This is a genomic window from Streptomyces sp. RLA123 (assembly GCF_056270165.1).
The window spans coordinates 363,758-381,005 of sequence record NZ_JBWDOR010000003.1; the positions used below are offsets into that span (position 1 = coordinate 363,758).

The 17,248-nt window shown below is 69.2% G+C and carries 16 protein-coding genes and 2 pseudogenes; 5 read left to right on the top strand and 13 right to left on the bottom strand.

Features of this window, described 5'->3' with window-relative positions; genetic code table 11:
- Window positions 1-24: 24 nt before the first annotated feature.
- The 4 genes from RV983_RS01615 to RV983_RS01630 form a co-directional block, all read right to left on the bottom strand.
- Complete coding sequence (locus RV983_RS01615; protein WP_475983939.1) at window positions 25-993, bottom strand: sugar phosphate isomerase/epimerase family protein; 969 nt, start codon at window positions 991-993, stop codon at window positions 25-27.
- An 87-nt stretch (window positions 994-1,080) separates the two neighbouring features.
- Window positions 1,081-2,031, bottom strand: a complete 951-nt coding sequence (locus RV983_RS01620; protein ID WP_475983940.1) for a hypothetical protein — start codon at window positions 2,029-2,031, stop codon at window positions 1,081-1,083.
- A gap of 1,254 nt (window positions 2,032-3,285) precedes the next feature.
- Window positions 3,286-3,456 (bottom strand): glycoside hydrolase family 78 protein, encoded by a 171-nt coding sequence (locus tag RV983_RS01625; protein ID WP_475983941.1) that lies wholly within the window; start codon window positions 3,454-3,456, stop codon window positions 3,286-3,288.
- Complete coding sequence (locus RV983_RS01630) at window positions 3,453-3,800, bottom strand: carbohydrate ABC transporter permease (RefSeq protein ID WP_475990194.1); 348 nt, start codon at window positions 3,798-3,800, stop codon at window positions 3,453-3,455. The genes RV983_RS01625 and RV983_RS01630 overlap by 4 nt, the downstream gene beginning before the upstream one ends.
- A 110-nt stretch (window positions 3,801-3,910) precedes the next feature.
- On the opposite strand from RV983_RS01630, the pseudogene RV983_RS01635 reads away from it, so the two are divergent.
- Window positions 3,911-4,393 (top strand): annotated as a pseudogene (locus tag RV983_RS01635) (IS5 family transposase); the annotation flags it as partial.
- Between the two features lie 30 nt (window positions 4,394-4,423).
- Here the strand turns inward: RV983_RS01635 and RV983_RS01640 are convergent.
- Together RV983_RS01640 and RV983_RS01645 are read right to left on the bottom strand one after the other, a co-directional pair.
- Window positions 4,424-4,867, bottom strand: a complete 444-nt coding sequence (locus tag RV983_RS01640; protein ID WP_475983942.1) for a GNAT family N-acetyltransferase — start codon at window positions 4,865-4,867, stop codon at window positions 4,424-4,426.
- A 251-nt stretch (window positions 4,868-5,118) separates the two neighbouring features.
- Window positions 5,119-5,729: pseudogene (locus RV983_RS01645) on the bottom strand (ABATE domain-containing protein).
- A gap of 95 nt (window positions 5,730-5,824) precedes the next feature.
- Between RV983_RS01645 and RV983_RS01650 the strand changes: the two are divergent.
- Both RV983_RS01650 and RV983_RS01655 read left to right on the top strand, forming a co-directional pair.
- Window positions 5,825-6,622, top strand: a complete 798-nt coding sequence (locus RV983_RS01650) for an MBL fold metallo-hydrolase (RefSeq protein WP_475983943.1) — start codon at window positions 5,825-5,827, stop codon at window positions 6,620-6,622.
- Window positions 6,623-7,168: 546 nt separating this feature from the next.
- Entirely contained in the window at window positions 7,169-7,639 is a 471-nt protein-coding gene (locus RV983_RS01655) for a DUF2690 domain-containing protein (RefSeq protein ID WP_475983944.1), read from the top strand.
- 553 nt (window positions 7,640-8,192) lie between these two features.
- On the opposite strand, the gene mdlC is transcribed toward RV983_RS01655, so the two are convergent.
- The gene (gene mdlC, locus RV983_RS01660) at window positions 8,193-9,812 is read right to left on the bottom strand and encodes a benzoylformate decarboxylase (RefSeq protein WP_475983945.1); all 1,620 of its coding nucleotides are present in this window, start codon (window positions 9,810-9,812) and stop codon (window positions 8,193-8,195) included.
- Window positions 9,813-10,547: 735 nt separating this feature from the next.
- Between mdlC and RV983_RS01665 the strand changes: the two genes are divergently transcribed.
- Entirely contained in the window at window positions 10,548-10,838 is a 291-nt protein-coding gene (locus RV983_RS01665) for a hypothetical protein (RefSeq protein ID WP_475983946.1), read from the top strand.
- Window positions 10,839-10,870: 32 nt separating this feature from the next.
- On the opposite strand, the gene RV983_RS01670 is transcribed toward RV983_RS01665, so the two are convergent.
- The 3 genes from RV983_RS01670 to RV983_RS01680 all read right to left on the bottom strand — a co-directional run bounded on the left by RV983_RS01670 (window position 10,871) and on the right by RV983_RS01680 (window position 13,408).
- Window positions 10,871-11,593 (bottom strand): hypothetical protein, encoded by a 723-nt coding sequence (locus tag RV983_RS01670; RefSeq protein WP_475983947.1) that lies wholly within the window; start codon window positions 11,591-11,593, stop codon window positions 10,871-10,873.
- Window positions 11,594-11,878: 285 nt separating this feature from the next.
- The gene (locus tag RV983_RS01675; RefSeq protein ID WP_475983948.1) at window positions 11,879-12,646 is read right to left on the bottom strand and encodes an SDR family NAD(P)-dependent oxidoreductase; all 768 of its coding nucleotides are present in this window, start codon (window positions 12,644-12,646) and stop codon (window positions 11,879-11,881) included.
- 147 nt (window positions 12,647-12,793) lie between these two features.
- Window positions 12,794-13,408 (bottom strand): ester cyclase, encoded by a 615-nt coding sequence (locus tag RV983_RS01680; RefSeq protein WP_475983949.1) that lies wholly within the window; start codon window positions 13,406-13,408, stop codon window positions 12,794-12,796.
- 342 nt (window positions 13,409-13,750) lie between these two features.
- Here RV983_RS01680 and RV983_RS01685 point away from each other — a divergent pair, with 342 nt between their 5' ends.
- The gene (locus RV983_RS01685) at window positions 13,751-14,431 is read left to right on the top strand and encodes a TetR/AcrR family transcriptional regulator (protein ID WP_475983950.1); all 681 of its coding nucleotides are present in this window, start codon (window positions 13,751-13,753) and stop codon (window positions 14,429-14,431) included.
- A 105-nt stretch (window positions 14,432-14,536) separates the two neighbouring features.
- Here RV983_RS01685 and RV983_RS01690 read toward each other — a convergent pair whose 3' ends face one another.
- From RV983_RS01690 to RV983_RS01700, 3 genes are all read right to left on the bottom strand, one after another.
- Complete coding sequence (locus RV983_RS01690; RefSeq protein ID WP_475983951.1) at window positions 14,537-14,905, bottom strand: DoxX family protein; 369 nt, start codon at window positions 14,903-14,905, stop codon at window positions 14,537-14,539.
- Between the two features lie 589 nt (window positions 14,906-15,494).
- Window positions 15,495-16,082, bottom strand: a complete 588-nt coding sequence (locus RV983_RS01695; protein WP_475990195.1) for an SDR family oxidoreductase — start codon at window positions 16,080-16,082, stop codon at window positions 15,495-15,497.
- A gap of 61 nt (window positions 16,083-16,143) precedes the next feature.
- On the bottom strand, window positions 16,144-16,569 hold the full coding sequence (locus RV983_RS01700) for an alpha/beta fold hydrolase (protein ID WP_475983952.1): 426 nt from the start codon (window positions 16,567-16,569) through the stop codon (window positions 16,144-16,146).
- Window positions 16,570-17,248 lie beyond the last annotated feature (679 nt).

Here is a 17,248-nt window from a genome sequence, read left to right on the forward strand (position 1 = left end):
CTGTGCCCGATGGGGTGACTGCGGTCAGGCCAGCAGCTGCTTCAGGGCGGTGAAGCTGCGCTGTGCGGCGCCGAACGAACCCGGCGGGTTGGGCTGGGTGTTGGGCGCGGTGTCCTGCTCCCAGATGCCGATGTGGCTGCCACGGGCTCCGATGTCCCGGATGAACTGCTGGTACGGCAGGACGCCGGCGCCGAACTCGACGATGGAGTAGCCGTCCGCTCCCGAGCTGGCGGAGCCGTCCTTCATGTGGAACAGCGGGTACCGGTAGGGCTGGTTGCGCACGTAGGCCGCGGGGTCGAAGCCCGGCCAGCGGTGCTGGCCCACGTAGGCCCAGTACACGTCCAGCTCCAAGTAGACGTAGCGCGGGTCGGTGTTGCGCAGGAAGACGTCGTACAGCCGGACCGACGGCTGGTCGGAGGCGAAGGCGAACTCGCCGGCGTGGTTGTGCTGGTACAACTTCAGACCGCGGGCGGCCGCCGCCTGCCCCCAGGCGTTGAACTCGTCCGCGGCGGCGAGGTAGCCCGCGACCGTGTTGCTGTTCGACGGTGCGTTGGCGGTGCCGACGTGCGGCATACCCAGGATCTCCGCCGCGTCGAGCTGGCCTTGGAGGTTGGAGCGGAAGTCCCCGATGCCGACGTGGCTGCCGATCGCCTTCAGACCGTTGTCGTCGAGCAGCTGCCGGATCTCCGGGATCGTGATCTGCCGGCCGAGGATCGAGGTGTTCTGGGTGTAGCCCGCGAACTCGATCTCCTTGTAGCCGATGCGTGCCATCTCTTCCAGGACGACCCGGAATCCGAGCGAGCTGACCTTGTCACGGACGCTGTAGAGCTGCAGGGAGATGCGGTCCTTCGGGATGGACAGGATGCTGGTCGCAGCGGAGGCGGACGGCGCCGTCGCGGCGCCGACGATCGAGGCGGCGGCGACCGCCACGGTGGTGCCCGCGGTGGCCCGCAGGAAGTCCCTGCGGTCGAAGGATTTGTCCAGGTGGCCCACGGTCACTCCTTGGTGGATGGGGCGAAGAAGAGTGGGGTGTGAGGTGCTGACGGCGTGGAGCGCATTACGCCCGTGGACGGGCTGGGATCACAGACCGGTGCCCACGGCGGCCGCTTCGGCCTCCGCCTGCGCGGTACGCGTCGCCACCTTCGCGGCGAGGTCGGCGCCGCGGTCCTGCGGGGCCGCCTTGGCGGCCCGGGCGAGCGACGCCGAGGGGGCGGTGGTCGTCGCGGCGATGCCGCCGCGAATCCGAGCCAGGTCGCCCACCTGGAGGGCGGGGCTGTTGTCGCTGGCGGTGAGCTTGCCGCGGACGATGGTGTTGTCCAGGACCGCGTTCGCGTTGTTGCCGATGACCGTGAGGTCGCCACCGAGGTAGGTGGCCTGAGCGCAGGAGCTGAGCGGGCCGTCGCCGCCGAGCTGGAGGGTGTCGGAATTGTTCTTGTACACCGTGTCGCCCTCGACCTCGCTGGCGCACAGGACACCACCGAGCGTGTTGGCGTTCACGGTGAGCGTCTTGTCGACAGTGGTGTCGTATACATCGGTGTAGAGGTTCGCGTCGCCGGAGACGGCGCCGGAGACGGTGGTGCCCGAGATGTACAGTTCGCCCGAGGAGGCTCTGACGTCTCCCTTGACCGTCGCGTCGACGCTGTACAGGAAGCCGCCGACGGCCGAGATCCCGCCGCTGGCCGCGGTGTTCTGCACATGCACGCCGAAGGCGCCCTGCTCGGTCACCGCGCCCTTGACGGTGCTGTCGGTGATGTCCAGGTAGGCGTTGTCCCCGACGGCGACAGTGCTGCTGAAGGTGACGTCCTTCGCCACGAGGTCGGCGCCGGCCTCGATCGTCACCGCGCCCTTGACCTTCGTACCGGTCAGCGTGCACGACGCGCCGGCCGGCACCACGAGGGCGCCGTTCACGGTGACGGCTCCGCCCTCTCCCACACAGGTGGTCGTCAGCGCCGCCTGGGCGGGCGCCGCGATCGCGAACAGCCCTCCCGAGGCCACCAACGAGGCTGCAACGAGGTATGAACGAATCTTCATGGAGCTTCCCTTCTGCTGCGGTTACGGCCACGGCGACATGCCGCGGCCGGGAACCCCCGCCACGGCGGGGTGCTGCGGAGTGCGGGACATCTGTCTCGACGGAAAGCCGCTGCTCGCGGCGGGCGGGACATCGGCTTCTCATCGGCGGTGAGGACGCGTCACATACGGCCCCGGCAGGCGGGATGGGTTGCAAGGCCGCACTGGCGTTACATCGACGCAACATCGCGTCGGTCGGCTGGAACGCTAACCGCGGTCCCCAGCGGTGTCCAGAGGTTTGGACGGAGTCACCGCCAACTTTTTGGCGAACCGTCAAAAGATCGCTGCTGATGGCGAATTCAAATCACGAAATGTTGGATAGCGTCTTGACAGAGATGACGCTCTGCCGCACGCTCATGACGCTTCGCCACCGAGTCAGCGGTTCCACGCACCATCGTCATCCCTGACAGGAGCGCTCATGCCGACCGGATTGTGGATCACTGGCGCCCGTGGCTCTGTCGCCACCACGGCGACCCTCGGTCCGCTCGCCTTGCGGGCCGGACTGGCCGAGCCCTCCGGATGGGTGACCGAGCTCCCCCGCTACGCCCATGCGAGCTCTCCCGGCTGGTCCGACCTGGTCGCGGGCGGCCACGATGCGGCCGAGCCGCCTCTGCGCAAGAGGGCGGGGCCGCTTGCCGGCACCGGCGTGGTCCGGGCCGACTTGTCGATGCCCTCGCTGATGAAATCCTCTCGGTGCAGGGGGAGTTCCGGCGAGCACCCCGTCCCGGCGAAGGGACCGCCCAGGCGGCGATCGCCGCGGCGATCCGATTCGGCACCGAGGACTTCACCCGGCGGCACGGCCTGGACCGTACCGCCGTGGTCAGCCTGACCGACGCCGAAGCCGCCGCGGAACACCGTGCCGCCCACCTCGAGCCGGCAGCCCCGAAACCCCCTGAACGCGCCCGACGAGGTACTGCCGCCCCGTTCGCTCCACGCCTGCGCGGCCCTGACAGTGGGCTGTCCCTCCATCGATTTCAACCCTCCCCCGGCGCCCGCCTCCCGTCGTGGCGTGCTGCATCGGGCCGATTGTTCGGTTTCGGGCGGCGGATGGTTGAGCCGTCAGGAATTCGCCGGTCGCCCTCGACATACCCGAGGTGACTCCATGCCCGCGGTGCCGTCCGGGGCGGGCTGACCGTCCTGCACCGCGGCCGGCGCGGACCTTGACCTGTGGCTCCTGCTCGGCGCGTTCACCCTCTACGTCGCACTGCTCTGGTTCCGCTACGATCGCGCACCGCGCCGCGGGGTGGCGCCCTGGGCCGCGCCACGGCGGTCGCTGCCGAGTCTCCAGGACAGCCTCGGGTGCCGCTCCCCGATGCCGAGGGGTTCGGTGCGCTGCTCTGTCTGCAGCGCGTAGGGGGTGAGGAGCGAGGAGTTCACGGTGCGGGTCATCCCCTCAGTCCTCCGGCGAAGCCGCTGATGATGCTGCGTTGCAGCGCGAAGTAGACGGCCAGGATGGGCACGATGCTGATCGCGAGCGCGGCGAAGACGAGGTTCCAGTCGGTGACGTACTGGCCGACGAATCCGGCGATCGCCACGGGCAGGGTCTGCTGGGTGCTGCCGCTGAGGTACAGCAGCGGGGTGAAGAAGTCGTTCCAGACCGCGACGGCGTTGAGGACCAGCGCGGTCACGGTGATCGGCTTGAGCATGGGCAGCACCACGTGGCGGAAGCTCTGTGCCGGTGTGCAGCCGTCGATGAGGGCCGCGTCCTCGAAGTCGCGGGGCAGCGCGCGCAGGAAGCCGGTGTAGAGGAATGTGGTGAACGGGACTTGAAGCCGGAGTAGAAGAGGATCAGCGCCGGGAGCTGCGGGTCGAGTCGCCCAGAGGCGTCTTCACCGAGCCAGCCGACCACGGGCTGGGACGCTCACGCGGTGGGCTGACCACCAAGATTCACCTGGCGGTTGAGCAGGCTCAGAAGCCGATGTCGCTCGTTATCACGGCCGGGCAGCGCGGGGACTCCCCTCAGTTCCAGGTCGTCCTCGGCCGCATCCGGGTGCCCCGGCTCGGCCCGGGACGGCCGCGTACCCGGCCGGACAAAGTCCGCGCCGACAAGGCGTACGGCTCGCGCGCGAACCGTTCCTACCTGCGCAAGCGCAAGATCGGCTGCACGATCCCGGAGAAGCGCGACCAGATCGCCAACCGCAAGAAGCGCGGCTCCCACGGCGGCCGGCCGCCGACGTTCGACAAGGACGACTACAAGGAGCGCCACGCGGTGGAGTGCGGGATCAACCGCCTCAAGCGCCACCGCGCGGTGGCCACAAGGTACGACAAGCTCGCCGTCCGCTACGAGGCCACGGTGCTGATCGCGGCCATCAACGAGTGGCTGTGACCAACACGGCTACGGCAAGCACGAGGATGCTCACTCGGTTAGCGACTTGAACATGTGCACGTCCGCGTTCCCGCCGGGAATGCCCAGGGTTTGGCCAGTCTCGACATAACCGTGGCGCTGGTAGAAGCCAGGCGCCTGGAACGTGAACGACGAGACCGCGACGCGGTCGCAGCCGCGCCTTCGCGCCTCCTCTTCGGCTGCCAGCAGGATCTTGCTGCCCCATCCGTCTTTCCGGTGGTCCTCACGGACCCACAGCATCGAGATGCCACATAGACCGCCCCACGTCCATGCGGCGAGCCCGCCCACCAGATCGCCCGCACCGTCGGCCACCTTGACCGAGAACGAGCCGTAGTCGCCTGCGCCGGTGGCGGCCGTGTTGAAGGCCGTCAGCTCCCTGTCCAACCGCTCGCTCAGCTCAGTATCGCGCTCACCCGTGGTCAGGGTCGGACCGGAGTCGTGTTGGTCGATCGTCACGGTGTGGAGTATGCAGGCCGGCCGGCCCCCGCCGCACGGGATTACCGCAACCTTGATCCACTTCTGAAACAGGCTCTAGCACGCCGAGCTGTCGAGATCCGGGAGTCGCATGACGAGTACGCCGCAGCCCTGTCTCGGCTGCTCGTGGCGAAGTTGACCGGCAGCGAGGGGGCGGAGCCCAAGGGGCCGGTGCAGGCCGTGGATCCGATGGCGGCGCCGGCGGCGAGCGGAGGGGGGCCTCGGGCCGCGCGTCAGTCCGAGGCGCCGCTGCGCCGGGCGTAGGCACGGGCGGCGCGGGCGCGGTCGCCGCAGCGGGTGGAGCACCAGTGGCGCCGGCCGTGGGTGCGCATGAGGAACCGGTCGCAGGGGGCGGAGCCGCAGGCGGCGAGGATGCCGGCGTCGGGACCGGTGAGCAGGTCGGCGGCGTCGGTGGCGAGGGTCGCCAGTGCGTGGTTGACGGCCCAGTCGGTGGGGTGTGCCTGGACGCGGCGCAGTCCCTGGGCCCTGTCCCAGGCGAGGAGGGGTGCGGTGGGTACAGCCGTGAGTGCCTCGTTCACCGCGCGCAGGGAGTCCTCGGGTGGGGTGGTGCTGTCGACGCGGGCGGCGAACAGGGCGCGTACGTGGGCGCGGAGCGTGCGCATCCGCTGTGCGCACACCTCGTACAGCTGCACGTCCGGGGCGGTCAGGTCGTGGGTGGCGAGCCAGTGCATGGCGGATCCGGGGGTGGCGAGCAGGTCGTAGCTCTGGCCGCGGCGGGAAGGGTCGCGGCGGTGTCGGCGAAGTCCAGGGAGCGGTACTGGTCGGCACCTGGAGCTGGGGGCAGAGCCGTCTGCGCTGTGTCGGTGGCCAGGGTGTCGTCCATGCCTCTCATGGTAGCGATTGCATTTTTCCGTGATGCCTGCTTAGCCTGGTGTCACGTTAAACACAGATTTTTTTCGTGAGAACGAGGGAGACGTGATGTCCCATCGCCATGCCGATCAGTTCCCGGTCCGCACGTACGGCGGCCCGACCGCCTTGTTCGAGTACGGCGGCCTGCGGTTCTTGACCGACCCGACGTTCGACGGCCCCGGCGACTACGGCCGGCCCGGCCGCCCGGTCCTGACCAAGACCGCCCCCTCCAGCGGCACCCCCGCCGATCTCGACCCCATCGACGTGGTCCTGCTCTCCCACGACGAGCACCCCGACAATCTCGACACCTCCGGCCGTGCCCTGCTCACCGACGTCCCCCTGACCCTGACCACCCCCAGCGGCGGCGAGCGCCTCGGGCAGAAGGCCAAGGGCCTGGCCGACTGGGAGACGGTCAAGCTGGAGCGCCCGGGCGGCGGCACCGTCACCGTCACCGGTGTTCCCGCCATCCACGGCCCCGGCCCGCGCGAGGAGGTCGAGCCCTTCACCGGCCAGGTCGTGGGCTTCGTCCTGACCGGAGAGGGCCTTCCGACGGTCTACGTCAGCGGCGACAACGCCTCCCTCGACGCCGTCAAGGAGATCGCCGAGCGCTTCGCCCCGGTGGACACCGCCATCCTGTTCGCCGGCGCACCTCGTTTTCCCGCGCTCTTCGACGGCAACCTGATCGTCCTGGACAGCGCGCAGGCCGCCGAGGCCGCCCGGATCCTCGACGCCCGCCGTGTCGTCCCGGCCCACCACGACAGCTGGGCCCACTTCACCGAGGGCCGCGAGGACCTGGAGGCCGCCTTCACCGCCGCGGGTCTGGCCGACCGCCTGGACCCGGACTGGACGCAGCGCTCCTCAGCCTGAACCCCCGCCCGGAACCAGGACCTCAAGGTGGAGTCAGGGCCCGAAACACGCCGGGCCCCCACCCCAGGTGGTCGGCGAGGTCGACCAGGGGCTGCAGGTCGCTGGCGGCGGCGTAGTCCCGCAGTTCGCCCCGGGACGTGAGCAGCACCAACTCGGGGGGAGAAACGCGACCCATCTTTCAGGACACGTGACGCCGCCGCCAGGGCCCGGAGTCTCTCCCCTCCCCCGGCCAGAGCGACCCTGCGGGACCGGTCGCGTGTTGCTCCGGCTATCCGGCAACCCGATGCCACGTCAGAAGCAAGTGCCTTGCGCGCAGTGCATGACCACTCCCACCTACGCGCCGCGGCCGATGCGGTCCCCGAGAATCGTCGGGTCCCACCGAGACGAGGTCTTGCACCAGACCCGGGCGGCGAACCTACCCCTTAGCCCTGTTCCGTGGCTGGAAATCGCTGAACTCCCCCTGGTACGGGGCTCTTTCGGATGGAAGCCGGCGACTGTACTGTCCCCTCCGGCAACGACAGCAGTTCCTCAACCAGGAGGTCGGAGATGAAGAGCACGATCGCGCGCATCTGGCGTACGGTCCGCATTGCCTCTGTCGTGGCGGCGGTCGCCGGCGTGGTGCCCATCGTGATGAGTCCCACTGCTCATGCCGCAGCCTATGACGGTCAGACGGCCAGCAGCACCAGCTGCTGGAACGACCGGCGGATCGTCGCCTCCAGCTACCTCTATGCGGGCTCCTACAATTCCGGCGCCATCATCGACCTCTACTACAGCCCGTCGTGCCGTACGACCTGGGCCCGTATCGAGCACGGCACGATCGCAGCCCCTGGGGACAATGTCGGCGGGATCGCTCAGATCATCCGCAACAGTGACGGACGCACTTACACGTGTCACGTCACCAGCAGCAGCGGCACGTGTTACACGGCGATGGTGAACGACGCCAACGTCACCTCGTACGCATACGGCATCGAGGACGGCGGCGCCTTCTACGCCGAGGGCCGGACGAAGAACTACTGACAGGCCGGCTGCCGTCACGAGCAGGAGGCAACACCGCTCCAACTCGGCGGCAGCCCCCGTGCCGACCGCGCTGCGCCGGCCCCGCAGGTACCGCACCTCGCCGCCGACGGACCCCGCCGCCACATCGGCGGCGGGGTCCTGGCCAATGTCGGCGACTGCCGCGAGCACGGCCGGACAGCCACCGAGCGGGCCGCCATCAAGCCGCCTGTCGCCACCGACGACAAAGGACGCAAGGGGGCCGCCGGGCGGCCGCCGCTTGGGCTCCGAGCACGACCGCTCGCAGCCCCGCGGCGGCCGTCGGCGTGCAGCGCCCGTACACCGCCACGGCCGGCCCCGTCGAAAACGCCTCGCGGTAGTGCGGCGCCCTGTTGTCCAGGACGAAAGGACGGTCATACGGGGACGACGTAGGGGAAGCGGTCGGTCCGCAGGTGCTGGGCGACTGACGGCTTGAGTCCGGCCTGCGGGCGACGGCTCCTCAGCGCGGTGGCTCAGGTTCTGGTGGAGCGTGCCCTGCGGGCGCGCGGTTCCACCGGCGACGGTGGGTCCCGACCGGTCAGGAGCGGCGGGGCGCCGCCTCGTGGACCGGCGTGGTGGAAACGTTGATGAGAGTGGGGCGGTCGCGGTCCTTGACTCCCGCCCGGAGCATCTCGGCAGCGTCATCGGAGTTGTCGGCGTCGTGGGCATCGATGCCGTAGCTCGCGGCGGTGGCGGTGATGTCCAGGCCGGGCAGGTCGAGACCGGGGACGCCGGCGGTGTTCTCGATGTCGCCGAACTGCTTGAGGATGCCGTACTCCTGGTTGGAGGCGACGACGATCGTCAGCGGGACCCTGTACCGGGCTGCGCTCCACAGGGCGGTGATGGCGTAGTGCATCGATCCGTCGCCCATGAGGGCGACCACGGGACGGTCCGGGGAGGCGAGTTGGGCGCCGACGGCCGCGGGCAGTCCGAATCCCAGCCCTCCGCCGACGGCGGAGATGTGGGAAAGCGGGGCGCTGGGTCGTACGAAGTTCGCGATGGGCACCTCGTTCGAACCTGCCTCGGTCACGAAGAGCGCGTCGGCTGGGGCGGCGCGGCCGATGGCCGTCCAGAGCTGCGATGGCTGCATCGGGGCTTCGACCCGGTCCGGGGACGGCACGTCAGAGCGCCGGGCGGGCGCGTCGCGGGGTGTGTCGACGACTTCGTCGAGGAGTGCCTCCACCGCTGCCCGGAGGTCCGCCACGTACGCGTTGCCGACAGGTGCGCGGGCGGCCTCGTCCGGGTCGCCGGTGATGTGGATGAGCGTCGCGCCCTCGGGGAGATAGGGGCCGGGGATGTGCGGGTAGTAGCGGAAGACCGGGCCGCCGAGTACGACGATGAGGTCGTGGCCCTTCAGCGCCGTCGAGATCCAGCCCGCACCGGGCGGGAGAAGGCCCTGGTAGAGGGGGTGGGCCTCCGGGAAGCCGGAAAGGCCCGGTAGGGGCGCGGTCCAGACCGCGGCCTTGCTCCGCTCCGCCAGTTTCACGACGGCTTCCCGCGCTCCGGCGTGCTCCACGTCGCCGCCCACGACGAATACGGGAGAGTGCGCGGACGAGATCTGATCGCCGATCTCCTTCGCCAGCCGTCCGGGGAACCCTCCGGCATAGGTCACCGCACGGTCCCGGATCACTGCGACCTCGGCTGCCTCGGAAGCGGTCAGCTCATAGGCCATGTCGTCCATGGGCAGGGAGACGAACACCGGTCCGGTCGGTGGCGCCAGCGCGACGTGAATGGCGTGTGCCAGGACCGCGGGCACCTCACTCGCGGTGGCCGGCTCAGCCGACCACTTGACGAAAGGACGCGGAAGCAGCACTGCATCTTCATTCGTCAGGAGTGCTTTCTGATTCTGCATGACACGGCGCTGGTTTCCCGCGGTCACGATCAATGGAGTCTTGTTCAAATGCGCGTTGTACAGGGCGCCCATGGCGTTGCCGAGGCCGGGTGCCGTGTGCACGTTGACGAATGCGGGGCGTCGCGTGACCTGGGCGAATCCGTCGGCCATGCCGACGGGCACCATTTCCTGCAATCCCAGCACGTAGCGAAAGTCGCTCGGGAAGTCCTCCAGCAGAGTCAGCTCGGAGGAACCGGGGTTACCGAACCACGTCGTCAGCCCGTGCTGCCTGAGCAGGTCGATGGTGGCTTGACGGACGGATGGCATCGCGTGTCCCTTCGTCGCACGAACTGCGTGCTGGTTCACGGAGCCGACCGGAAAAACTCACGTGTCGTGGACCGGCCGCCGCTCCAAACCCGGACGGAGCAGTCGACGTCACGCCGACCACTGGCCGCGAATTTATCAGGATGCGATGAAAGTACCTCGCATGTCGGGCTCGCGCGTCGGTCCCCTTTCCTTACCGGCCGAGATATGCCGGTACGACGTTCACCACCCGTTCCGCAGCCGTGAAAACGCGTCCCCCACCCGTCGGATAGAGCGGTCCGCCTGGGCGGAGCAGCCGCCTTGGATCGGGGCCGGCCATTCTGCTGTCGCTGCGCGCGACCACGTCGAGGCCATCGACGAAGAGGTACGTGTGAACGGCGGAACACACTGGCTGCCCGGGGCACGTGCTGATGAGCAGCGTGCTCACCCCACCGTCATATTGCCCATGGAGCGAAGTGGCCCTGAGCTTGCGCGGGGATCTACGCGGCATCCGCCTGATGTGACGTCATGGGTCGATTCTAACGGCCACGCCGCACCAGTTCGGAAGACGCCCTATGCAGATAACGGCAGACCTGGCAACTCGCTCACCTGGGTCGAAACCCGATCGGTGCCGCTGTTACCCATGAGTCCCCGCTGCGTCGCCGTCGGACCGAACACGCAACGGGCACGGCTGCCGTTGTCAGATCGCCCCTCGATGCGAACTGCGGGCACGAAGTCCGCTGTGGCAGACTCGCCGGCATGCCAGATTTCTGGGTGAGCGACCAGGGTGACAAGTACCACGGCTGGGAGGGTTGCAAGGCCCTTGAAGCCGGACAGGCTTCCGCCGACTCACAGGATGGCTACGAGCGGCGCAGCGTGACGCGGTACGACAGCGAGGATGCCGCTCGGGCTGCCGCCAAGGAGCACGCCCGGTGCGACGCTCACGCATGCTTCGCCCGAGGGCGTGGTGCAGGACTCGCCCGGCTGTCGGAGCAGGCTCTCAAGGATCTGGACGATCCGAAATGGCGAGACCTGCCAGCCGACGACTGAAATCTCAACACTAGTGCCGTGACCGGAAAGGTTCACCGTGTCGCGGCGCACGGCACGTCACTAGCTGGTCCAGGGCAGGCGAATGGCTTCGATCTCGAGGTCCCCGAGTAGCGCCTCGACAAGCGGGCGGGGGCCGCAGACCTTGGGCCCCACAGGTCGTAGTCGGTGCAGACGACCCAGGAGCGGTCTGTGGCCCACAGGTTGGATGGGGTGTACAGGATGTTCGGGTTGTCGAAGAGGGATGGGGCATCGCCCAGGCGGCCGGAGCGGACATGCCCCTTCTCGAAGTCCTGCGTGACGAGCGGGTTGTAGTACGCCAGGCAGGCGGTGTCCGCTCTTTGGAGGCTGTGCGCGGCGAGGAACCGGATCAGTTGGTCCCATGTCGGCCTATCGAGACTGCCCTCGGCAGGCCATTCGATGGAGCCGGGCCGGATGTCCGCCGCTTTCGTGGAGGGGAAGCAGCGAAAGCAGGGGTATAGGCCCTGTGGAACGACCGGATCACCGATGCGGGCGGCCAGCTCCGCCCAGCGCAGCCGCTCCCACCCCGGGCCGGGGTGCTCGTCCCTGCTCTGGCTGTCGTTGACCGAATCGCCCGCGGATTTCCCGCGCTCGTACATGCCGCCGAGCACCCAGGCGGCGTCGGGCCGCCCGGGTGCCTCGTAGCCGGTGAGGCCGTCGTCCTGGGCGAGCTCGGCGAGCCAGTCGGTCTCGGAGGCAGGCGCGAGGGGCCACAGGGCGAGGATGTCATCGGGCATCCGGCCAGGCTACGGACCCGGGCCGCAGCCAGCGCCGCGACCCGGTGAACCTTTCCGGTCACAGCACTAGTCAGCGGCTTCGACGCAGTTACCGCCCACGGCTTCGAAAACGAGCTCCTGGACCTCGGCGGACTTCGGGCGCTACCGCTGCCCCCAGATCCACAGGAAGTGGGCCGCTCACCGAGAACGCACGCCGGCGTGGCAAGGGCCACGGCGCAGCGTGACGAGTCAAGGGCGGCCCCGGTCCCACCCCGTGAAGACGGGGGTGGGACCGGGCGTGCTGTGTCACCAGGCGCTGGCACCGCCGTCGACGGCGTAGTTGGTTCCGGTGATGTACGAGGCGCGGTCGGAAGCGAGGAAGGCGGCGAGTTCCACGATCTCCTCGGGCTTGGCGAAGCGCTTGAGCAGCGTCTTGCTGGTGATCGCGTCCCGCATCACCTGGTTTTCGCCGAGGTCGCGGTCGCTGGCGGGGGTCAGGACGGGGCCGGGGCTGATCGCCACCGCGCGGATCCCGTGCGAGGCGCCTTCGAGGGCCATCTGCCGCGTCATGCCGATGACGCCGGCGTTCGCCGCGGTGTGCCCGACCATCGGGGGGTTGTGGCCGGCGATCATGCCGGCCATGGACGCGACGTTGATGATGACGCCGCCGCCACGGCGCATCAGGTGGGGCCAGGCGAACTTCGAGACGTAGAAGGGGATGTCGAGTTCGCCGGTGATGGTCGCGCGCCAGTCCTCGACGGCGAAGTCCGGCATGGGGCCGAAGCGCATGGATGCGGCGTTGTTGTAGACGACGTCGAGTCCGCCGTAGGCCGCCGCGGCGTCCTCGACCAGGTGCCGCACCTGGTCGGGGTCGGTGAGGTCGACCGGTGCGATGCCGGTCATCTCACCGCCCGCGCGGCGCACGAGCCCGACGGTCTCCTCGTTGGCGTCGGCGCGGATGTCGCCTCCGACGACCCTCGCGCCTTCTCTGGCGAACACCTGCGCCGCGACGCGGCCCATACCTACGCCGGTGCCGGTGATCAGTACGACCTTGCCCTCAAGAAGGGATGCCATGGAACGTTCTCCTGCCGAATCGATGGTGCGAATAGCCCTGCGCCCCCGTGCCTGCAGCCGGTCCCCGGGCGCACCGTGTGCACGGCACGCCCGGGGCGCGTCAGTCATCAGCCCTTGGCGGATCCCTGCGCGAAGGCCGGCGCCGGCTTACTTGGTGCTGGGGTGAGCAGTCCCGGGAGGCGTCTCGCCGCGGAGCTCGTCGAGGAACACGCCGAAGTTCCCCTCCGACCAGTGCTCCACGGACTGGCCGTGTATGACGCGGTCGATGGAGATCCCGCTGAGCTGGACCTCGCGGCCGGAGGCCGGGATGCCGAAGATCGTCCCGGTGTGGCGGCCCGCGAAGCTCCAGCGTGTGACGACCTTGTCGCCCTCGACGATCTGGTCCAGGACGGTCATCTTGAAGCCGGTCAGCCCCGCCTTGATGTTCAGATCGCCCTTGATCCAGTCCTCGCGGTTCTCCGGGCCGTTGAACCCGTGGAGGACCAGGTCCTTGGAGATGTAGCGGTCGAATCCGGCGGCCAGGTCGCCGTTGTAGCTGGCGTAGTAGGCCGAGGTGACCTGAAGGGGCGACAGGTAGTGGTGGCGCGCGTGACTGGACGAGACGGTGTGCGACCCCTGGCTCTGCGCCGCGGCGGGTACGGCCACGGCGGCCATCGCGACGGCGGCCACGCCGGCCGCGGTGCCGATCACCTTCCTGCGTCGTGCGGACACGAAGGTGGAGCCGGGGGTGGATGCGGCCTCACGGGTCTTACTGAAGAACACGGAGCACTCCTGAAAGACGTAGTAGTCGGTGCCTGATGACACCGATGTACTTGACGTGTCAAGCATGCGCCGCTGCTTGACGGCCGTCAAGCATGTAGGTCGATCGGATACGCACACCCACGCCCGGGCTGCGGACGGTGTGAAAGGCTCACGGTGAAAAGCCTCGCGACCTGCGACGGAGGAGGGCGGCAATTGCCGATGCCCCTCGGGTCGCATGCCGGACAACGGCGGACCGGGGGTGCACGGCCGGCCCGGCGGCGCACCTCAGGAAATGAGACCTTCGACGCTCGGCAGGAGCGCGATCAAGATGAGGCCGCAGGGCACGGACGGAGAGATGCCGCAGTGACGGACGGACAACCAGCACAGGACGCGAAGGCGACGGCGCGCGGGAAGTACGCCCCGGTCCGCATGGACGAGAGCGAGATCCTCCGGCGGGGCCTGGTCGCCTTCGCCGAGCTCGGATATGCCGCGACCACCATGCGGGAACTGGCCCGGCGGCTCGAGGTCAGTCACAACTTCATCAATGAACGCTACGGGTCGAAGTGGAACTTCTGGCGCGCCGTCGTGGACTTCGGGCTGCGGGACACCCAGCCCGCGCTCGACCGACTGCTTGCGGAGAGCCGCGACGACGACGAACGCCTGAGGAGGGTCGTCATCGCGCTCTACCGCGTGGCCGCGAACGCGTCGGGCATGAACCGGCTGCTCAGCGATGAGTCCACCCGCGACTCCGACCGCCTCGACTACCTCCACCAGCGATTCATCAAGCCGTTCTGGGACAGCATCGAACCGACCGTCGACCGTCTCGTGGCGGCCGGCCGCATTCCCCGTGTGCCGACGCACATCCTGTACTTCGCCGTCACCGCTCCCGCACTGGCCCTGGCACAGGACCCGATCGCCGAGCGGCTGAACCCTGGCGCCGCGCCGGTGGCCCTACGGGACAGGAACGACATGGCCGACACGCTCTCGAGTCTCGTCCTCCGGGGACTGCTCCCGCCCCCGCGCAGCGCGACCTCGAACGCCTAGCTGCACCCAGTGGCTCCGCCGCGACGGGGAAGCCTCGGCGGAGCCATTGAACCGGTGTGTGGTGGGGTTTCGCCGGCGCGGACATTCCGGCGAAGCGGCCCGCTCCTACAGTGACGCGGCCAGCGTGATGGCGGTGGCCACGACCATGAGCAGCAACACGATGGGGGCAACCGCGGCATTGCGGGTCGCGCTGTCGCCGTACTCGCCCCTCCTGGCGTGGAAGTTGATCGCGCCGATGAGCACCACCACCATGCCGATCGCAGCCGCGATGCCCAGCGGCTGCCACCAGATGCCGACGATCAGTCCGACGGCCGCGGCCGCCTCCGCGAGGCCGACGAATCGGACCAGACCGGAGCTGAGCCCCTTCTCGATGAGGCCGTCCGGCACAGCGCCCTTGAGTTGCACCTTGGGCGCGCCTGCGGCGAGGAAGACGAGAGCGAGCAGAGCACTGAGGATGACAGCGGCTATGTACACGATGGTTCCTAGTCAAAAGACGATGGTGACGGGTCGGCGCCACGACTGTTCGCGCGGCGAGCCCCGGTGAGCTTGGGCCGCCTGACGGGCGGCCCGGCAGAGGCTGTGCTGCCGATGTGCTGCCGACCCGTGCGGGCAGGACGCAAGTGATGACGACAGGCGCTTGACGAGCGTCAAGCAAATCATTGACACGACAAGTATCATCCGTGGATCGCGCGCGTCAATCCCCCCATTGACCAAGGAACGCCATCACGGTGCGCGTGCGACGAGCCCCGGGCCGTCGCACAGCCTGCTCAGGAAAGGGCCGGCGGTGGGCTGCGGCGGAGCCGCCGCGTTTGCCGCCGTTGTGCGGTATGGCCGCTCCCGCCGTCCCGTGCCCCCGCCGGTGTCGGTGTCGGGAGCAGAGAGAGCTGGGGGTACCGATGGCGACGGATACGACCTTCGCCCTGACCGTCCTCGCCCCCCGTGGGGAGCGAGGACCTTGCGGTTTACCTTGCCGCGCGCCCGCTAAGGAGCCGAGCGGACGGAGCCCGTGCCGCCCCGCCGAGCTGATATCGGCGCCGGAAGCGAGGCGGCACCTGGGGTGTGATCAGCTGGTCTGGCCAGTGGGCATGATCGTGACCTGCTGGAGGTTGACGCGTGTCGGCTGGGACGCGAGGAAGCCGACGGTGTGGGCGACGTCCTCCGCCGTGAGCCACTCCATCGTCTCCTTGGAGCCCGCGAGCCACTCCGACGCACCGGTATCAGTGACGTGGCTCTGCAGTTCCGTCCCGACGATGCCCGGCTCGATCGCGGACACACGCACCTTCTTCGGCCCCAGCTCCATGCGCAGGTGCCGGGACAGGTGCGTGACGTAGGCCTTGGTGCCGGAGTACACAGCGAAGTTCGGGAAGAGGTTCTGGGCGGTGATCGACGAGGTGTTGATCAGGTCGCCGACGCCGCGCTCAGCGGCCGCCTCGACCAGCTGGGGAACGAACGCGCCGATGGCGTTCATCAGGCCCGTGATGTTCAGGTCGATCTGGTGCTGCCACTGGTCGGTGGCCAGCTCCTCGATAGGGGCCGGGAGCATGACGCCCGCGTTGTTGAAGAGCAGGTCCGCGCCACCCAGGTCGTGCTTCACCCGGTCGGCGGCGGCACGGACGGCCTGGGCGTCGGTCACGTCGGCGGCGATCGCCAGCGCGGTCGGCCGGGTGGCGGGGCGCCGCCGCGTCTTCCACCTGCGGCATGCACGCTGTGGTTCATCTGCCGCCGGTCGCCTGGATGAATTCGCGCAAGCGCTCCAGGAGTCTCTGCGGCTGTTCCTCGGCGATCCAGTGGCCCGAAGCCTCGATCGGTCGGACCGTGACGTTTTCGGCGACCTCCAGGAGCATCTTCTCGGCTACCGGCAGAAAGAAGCTCGCGGTCCCTCCGAGCCCGAGCACGGGCATCGTGAGTTTTCCCTTTTCCGACAGGATGCGCCGATTGCCATCCGCGTCCTTCTCGAAAGCCCGAAAGAGCTCGAGTCCCGCACGCATGGCTCCGGGAGCCGTGTAGTCGGCGACATACCGAGCGCCAGCCCCCCTCGGTGCCGGCCGGCCCCCCGCGGTACCCGCCGGATTGAGCCACCATCCTGTGACGCCCGCGCAGGCTTTGCGCCCGCACCACACCGCAACATCCACGGTCACCTGGCACTGCCCACCATCCGGACGGCAAGGAGCACGGGGCCGTGAAGTCGCTCCGCTGCGGCGCGATCACCGCTCTGGAAATGGCGATCGCCCACTGGCCCGCAGTCTCAGCCGGCGGCTGGCATATGGGTCGGACGGTTCGCCTTCCTCGTACGCCGGCGTCGAACGGGCACCCCCGCGGGCGCTGGATCGGGGGTGAGGGGCGGCCCCGCCCTGAGGGGGCTGTGGTTCCGCTGGACGGGGCCGCACCATCAGGATGCGGCCGCCTCCGACAGCAGGCCACGGCAGACAGCGACAGACAGCGACAGAGCCCCTGCCGCTGCCCGGCGACGGGGGCTCAGTCATGGCCGGCGATGGGAGGGGGCCCAGCCTTGCCTGCCGTTCCCCACGATGCCCCACCTCGCCGGCAAGCGCCCGCCGATTGCCGCCTCTCGGGTGACGGGCGTCCGGCGCGGCCCTGTGCGGAGACCCGGGACTACGCCGGACCGCTCATCCGGTTGGCCCCGCCCGGGCGGCCGGCCTCCCGCCGGTTCGCCGAGGCTGCCGAAGGCTTTGCGCGCCGACGGTGACTGGTGTCGCACCACGGGTAGTCGCGGCTGCGGCGGCCTGAGGCCGGTAGACCCCGGGCAGGCGCAAGAGCCGCATAGTGCTCCGCTACCCGGGCGTCGACGATCAAACG

Coding starts and splice junctions, on each gene's coding strand:
- RV983_RS01670 (WP_475983947.1), bottom strand. CDS start 11,593: ATGCCCGATGACATCCTCGCCCTGTGGCCCCTCGCGCCTGCCTCCGAG.
- mdlC (WP_475983945.1), bottom strand. CDS start 9,812: ATGCCATCCGTCCGTCAAGCCACCATCGACCTGCTCAGGCAGCACGGG.
- RV983_RS01625 (WP_475983941.1), bottom strand. CDS start 3,456: ATGACCCGCACCGTGAACTCCTCGCTCCTCACCCCCTACGCGCTGCAG.
- RV983_RS01665 (WP_475983946.1), top strand. CDS start 10,548: ATGCCAGATTTCTGGGTGAGCGACCAGGGTGACAAGTACCACGGCTGG.
- RV983_RS01650 (WP_475983943.1), top strand. CDS start 5,825: ATGTCCCATCGCCATGCCGATCAGTTCCCGGTCCGCACGTACGGCGGC.
- RV983_RS01655 (WP_475983944.1), top strand. CDS start 7,169: ATGAAGAGCACGATCGCGCGCATCTGGCGTACGGTCCGCATTGCCTCT.
- RV983_RS01675 (WP_475983948.1), bottom strand. CDS start 12,646: ATGGCATCCCTTCTTGAGGGCAAGGTCGTACTGATCACCGGCACCGGC.
- RV983_RS01620 (WP_475983940.1), bottom strand. CDS start 2,031: ATGAAGATTCGTTCATACCTCGTTGCAGCCTCGTTGGTGGCCTCGGGA.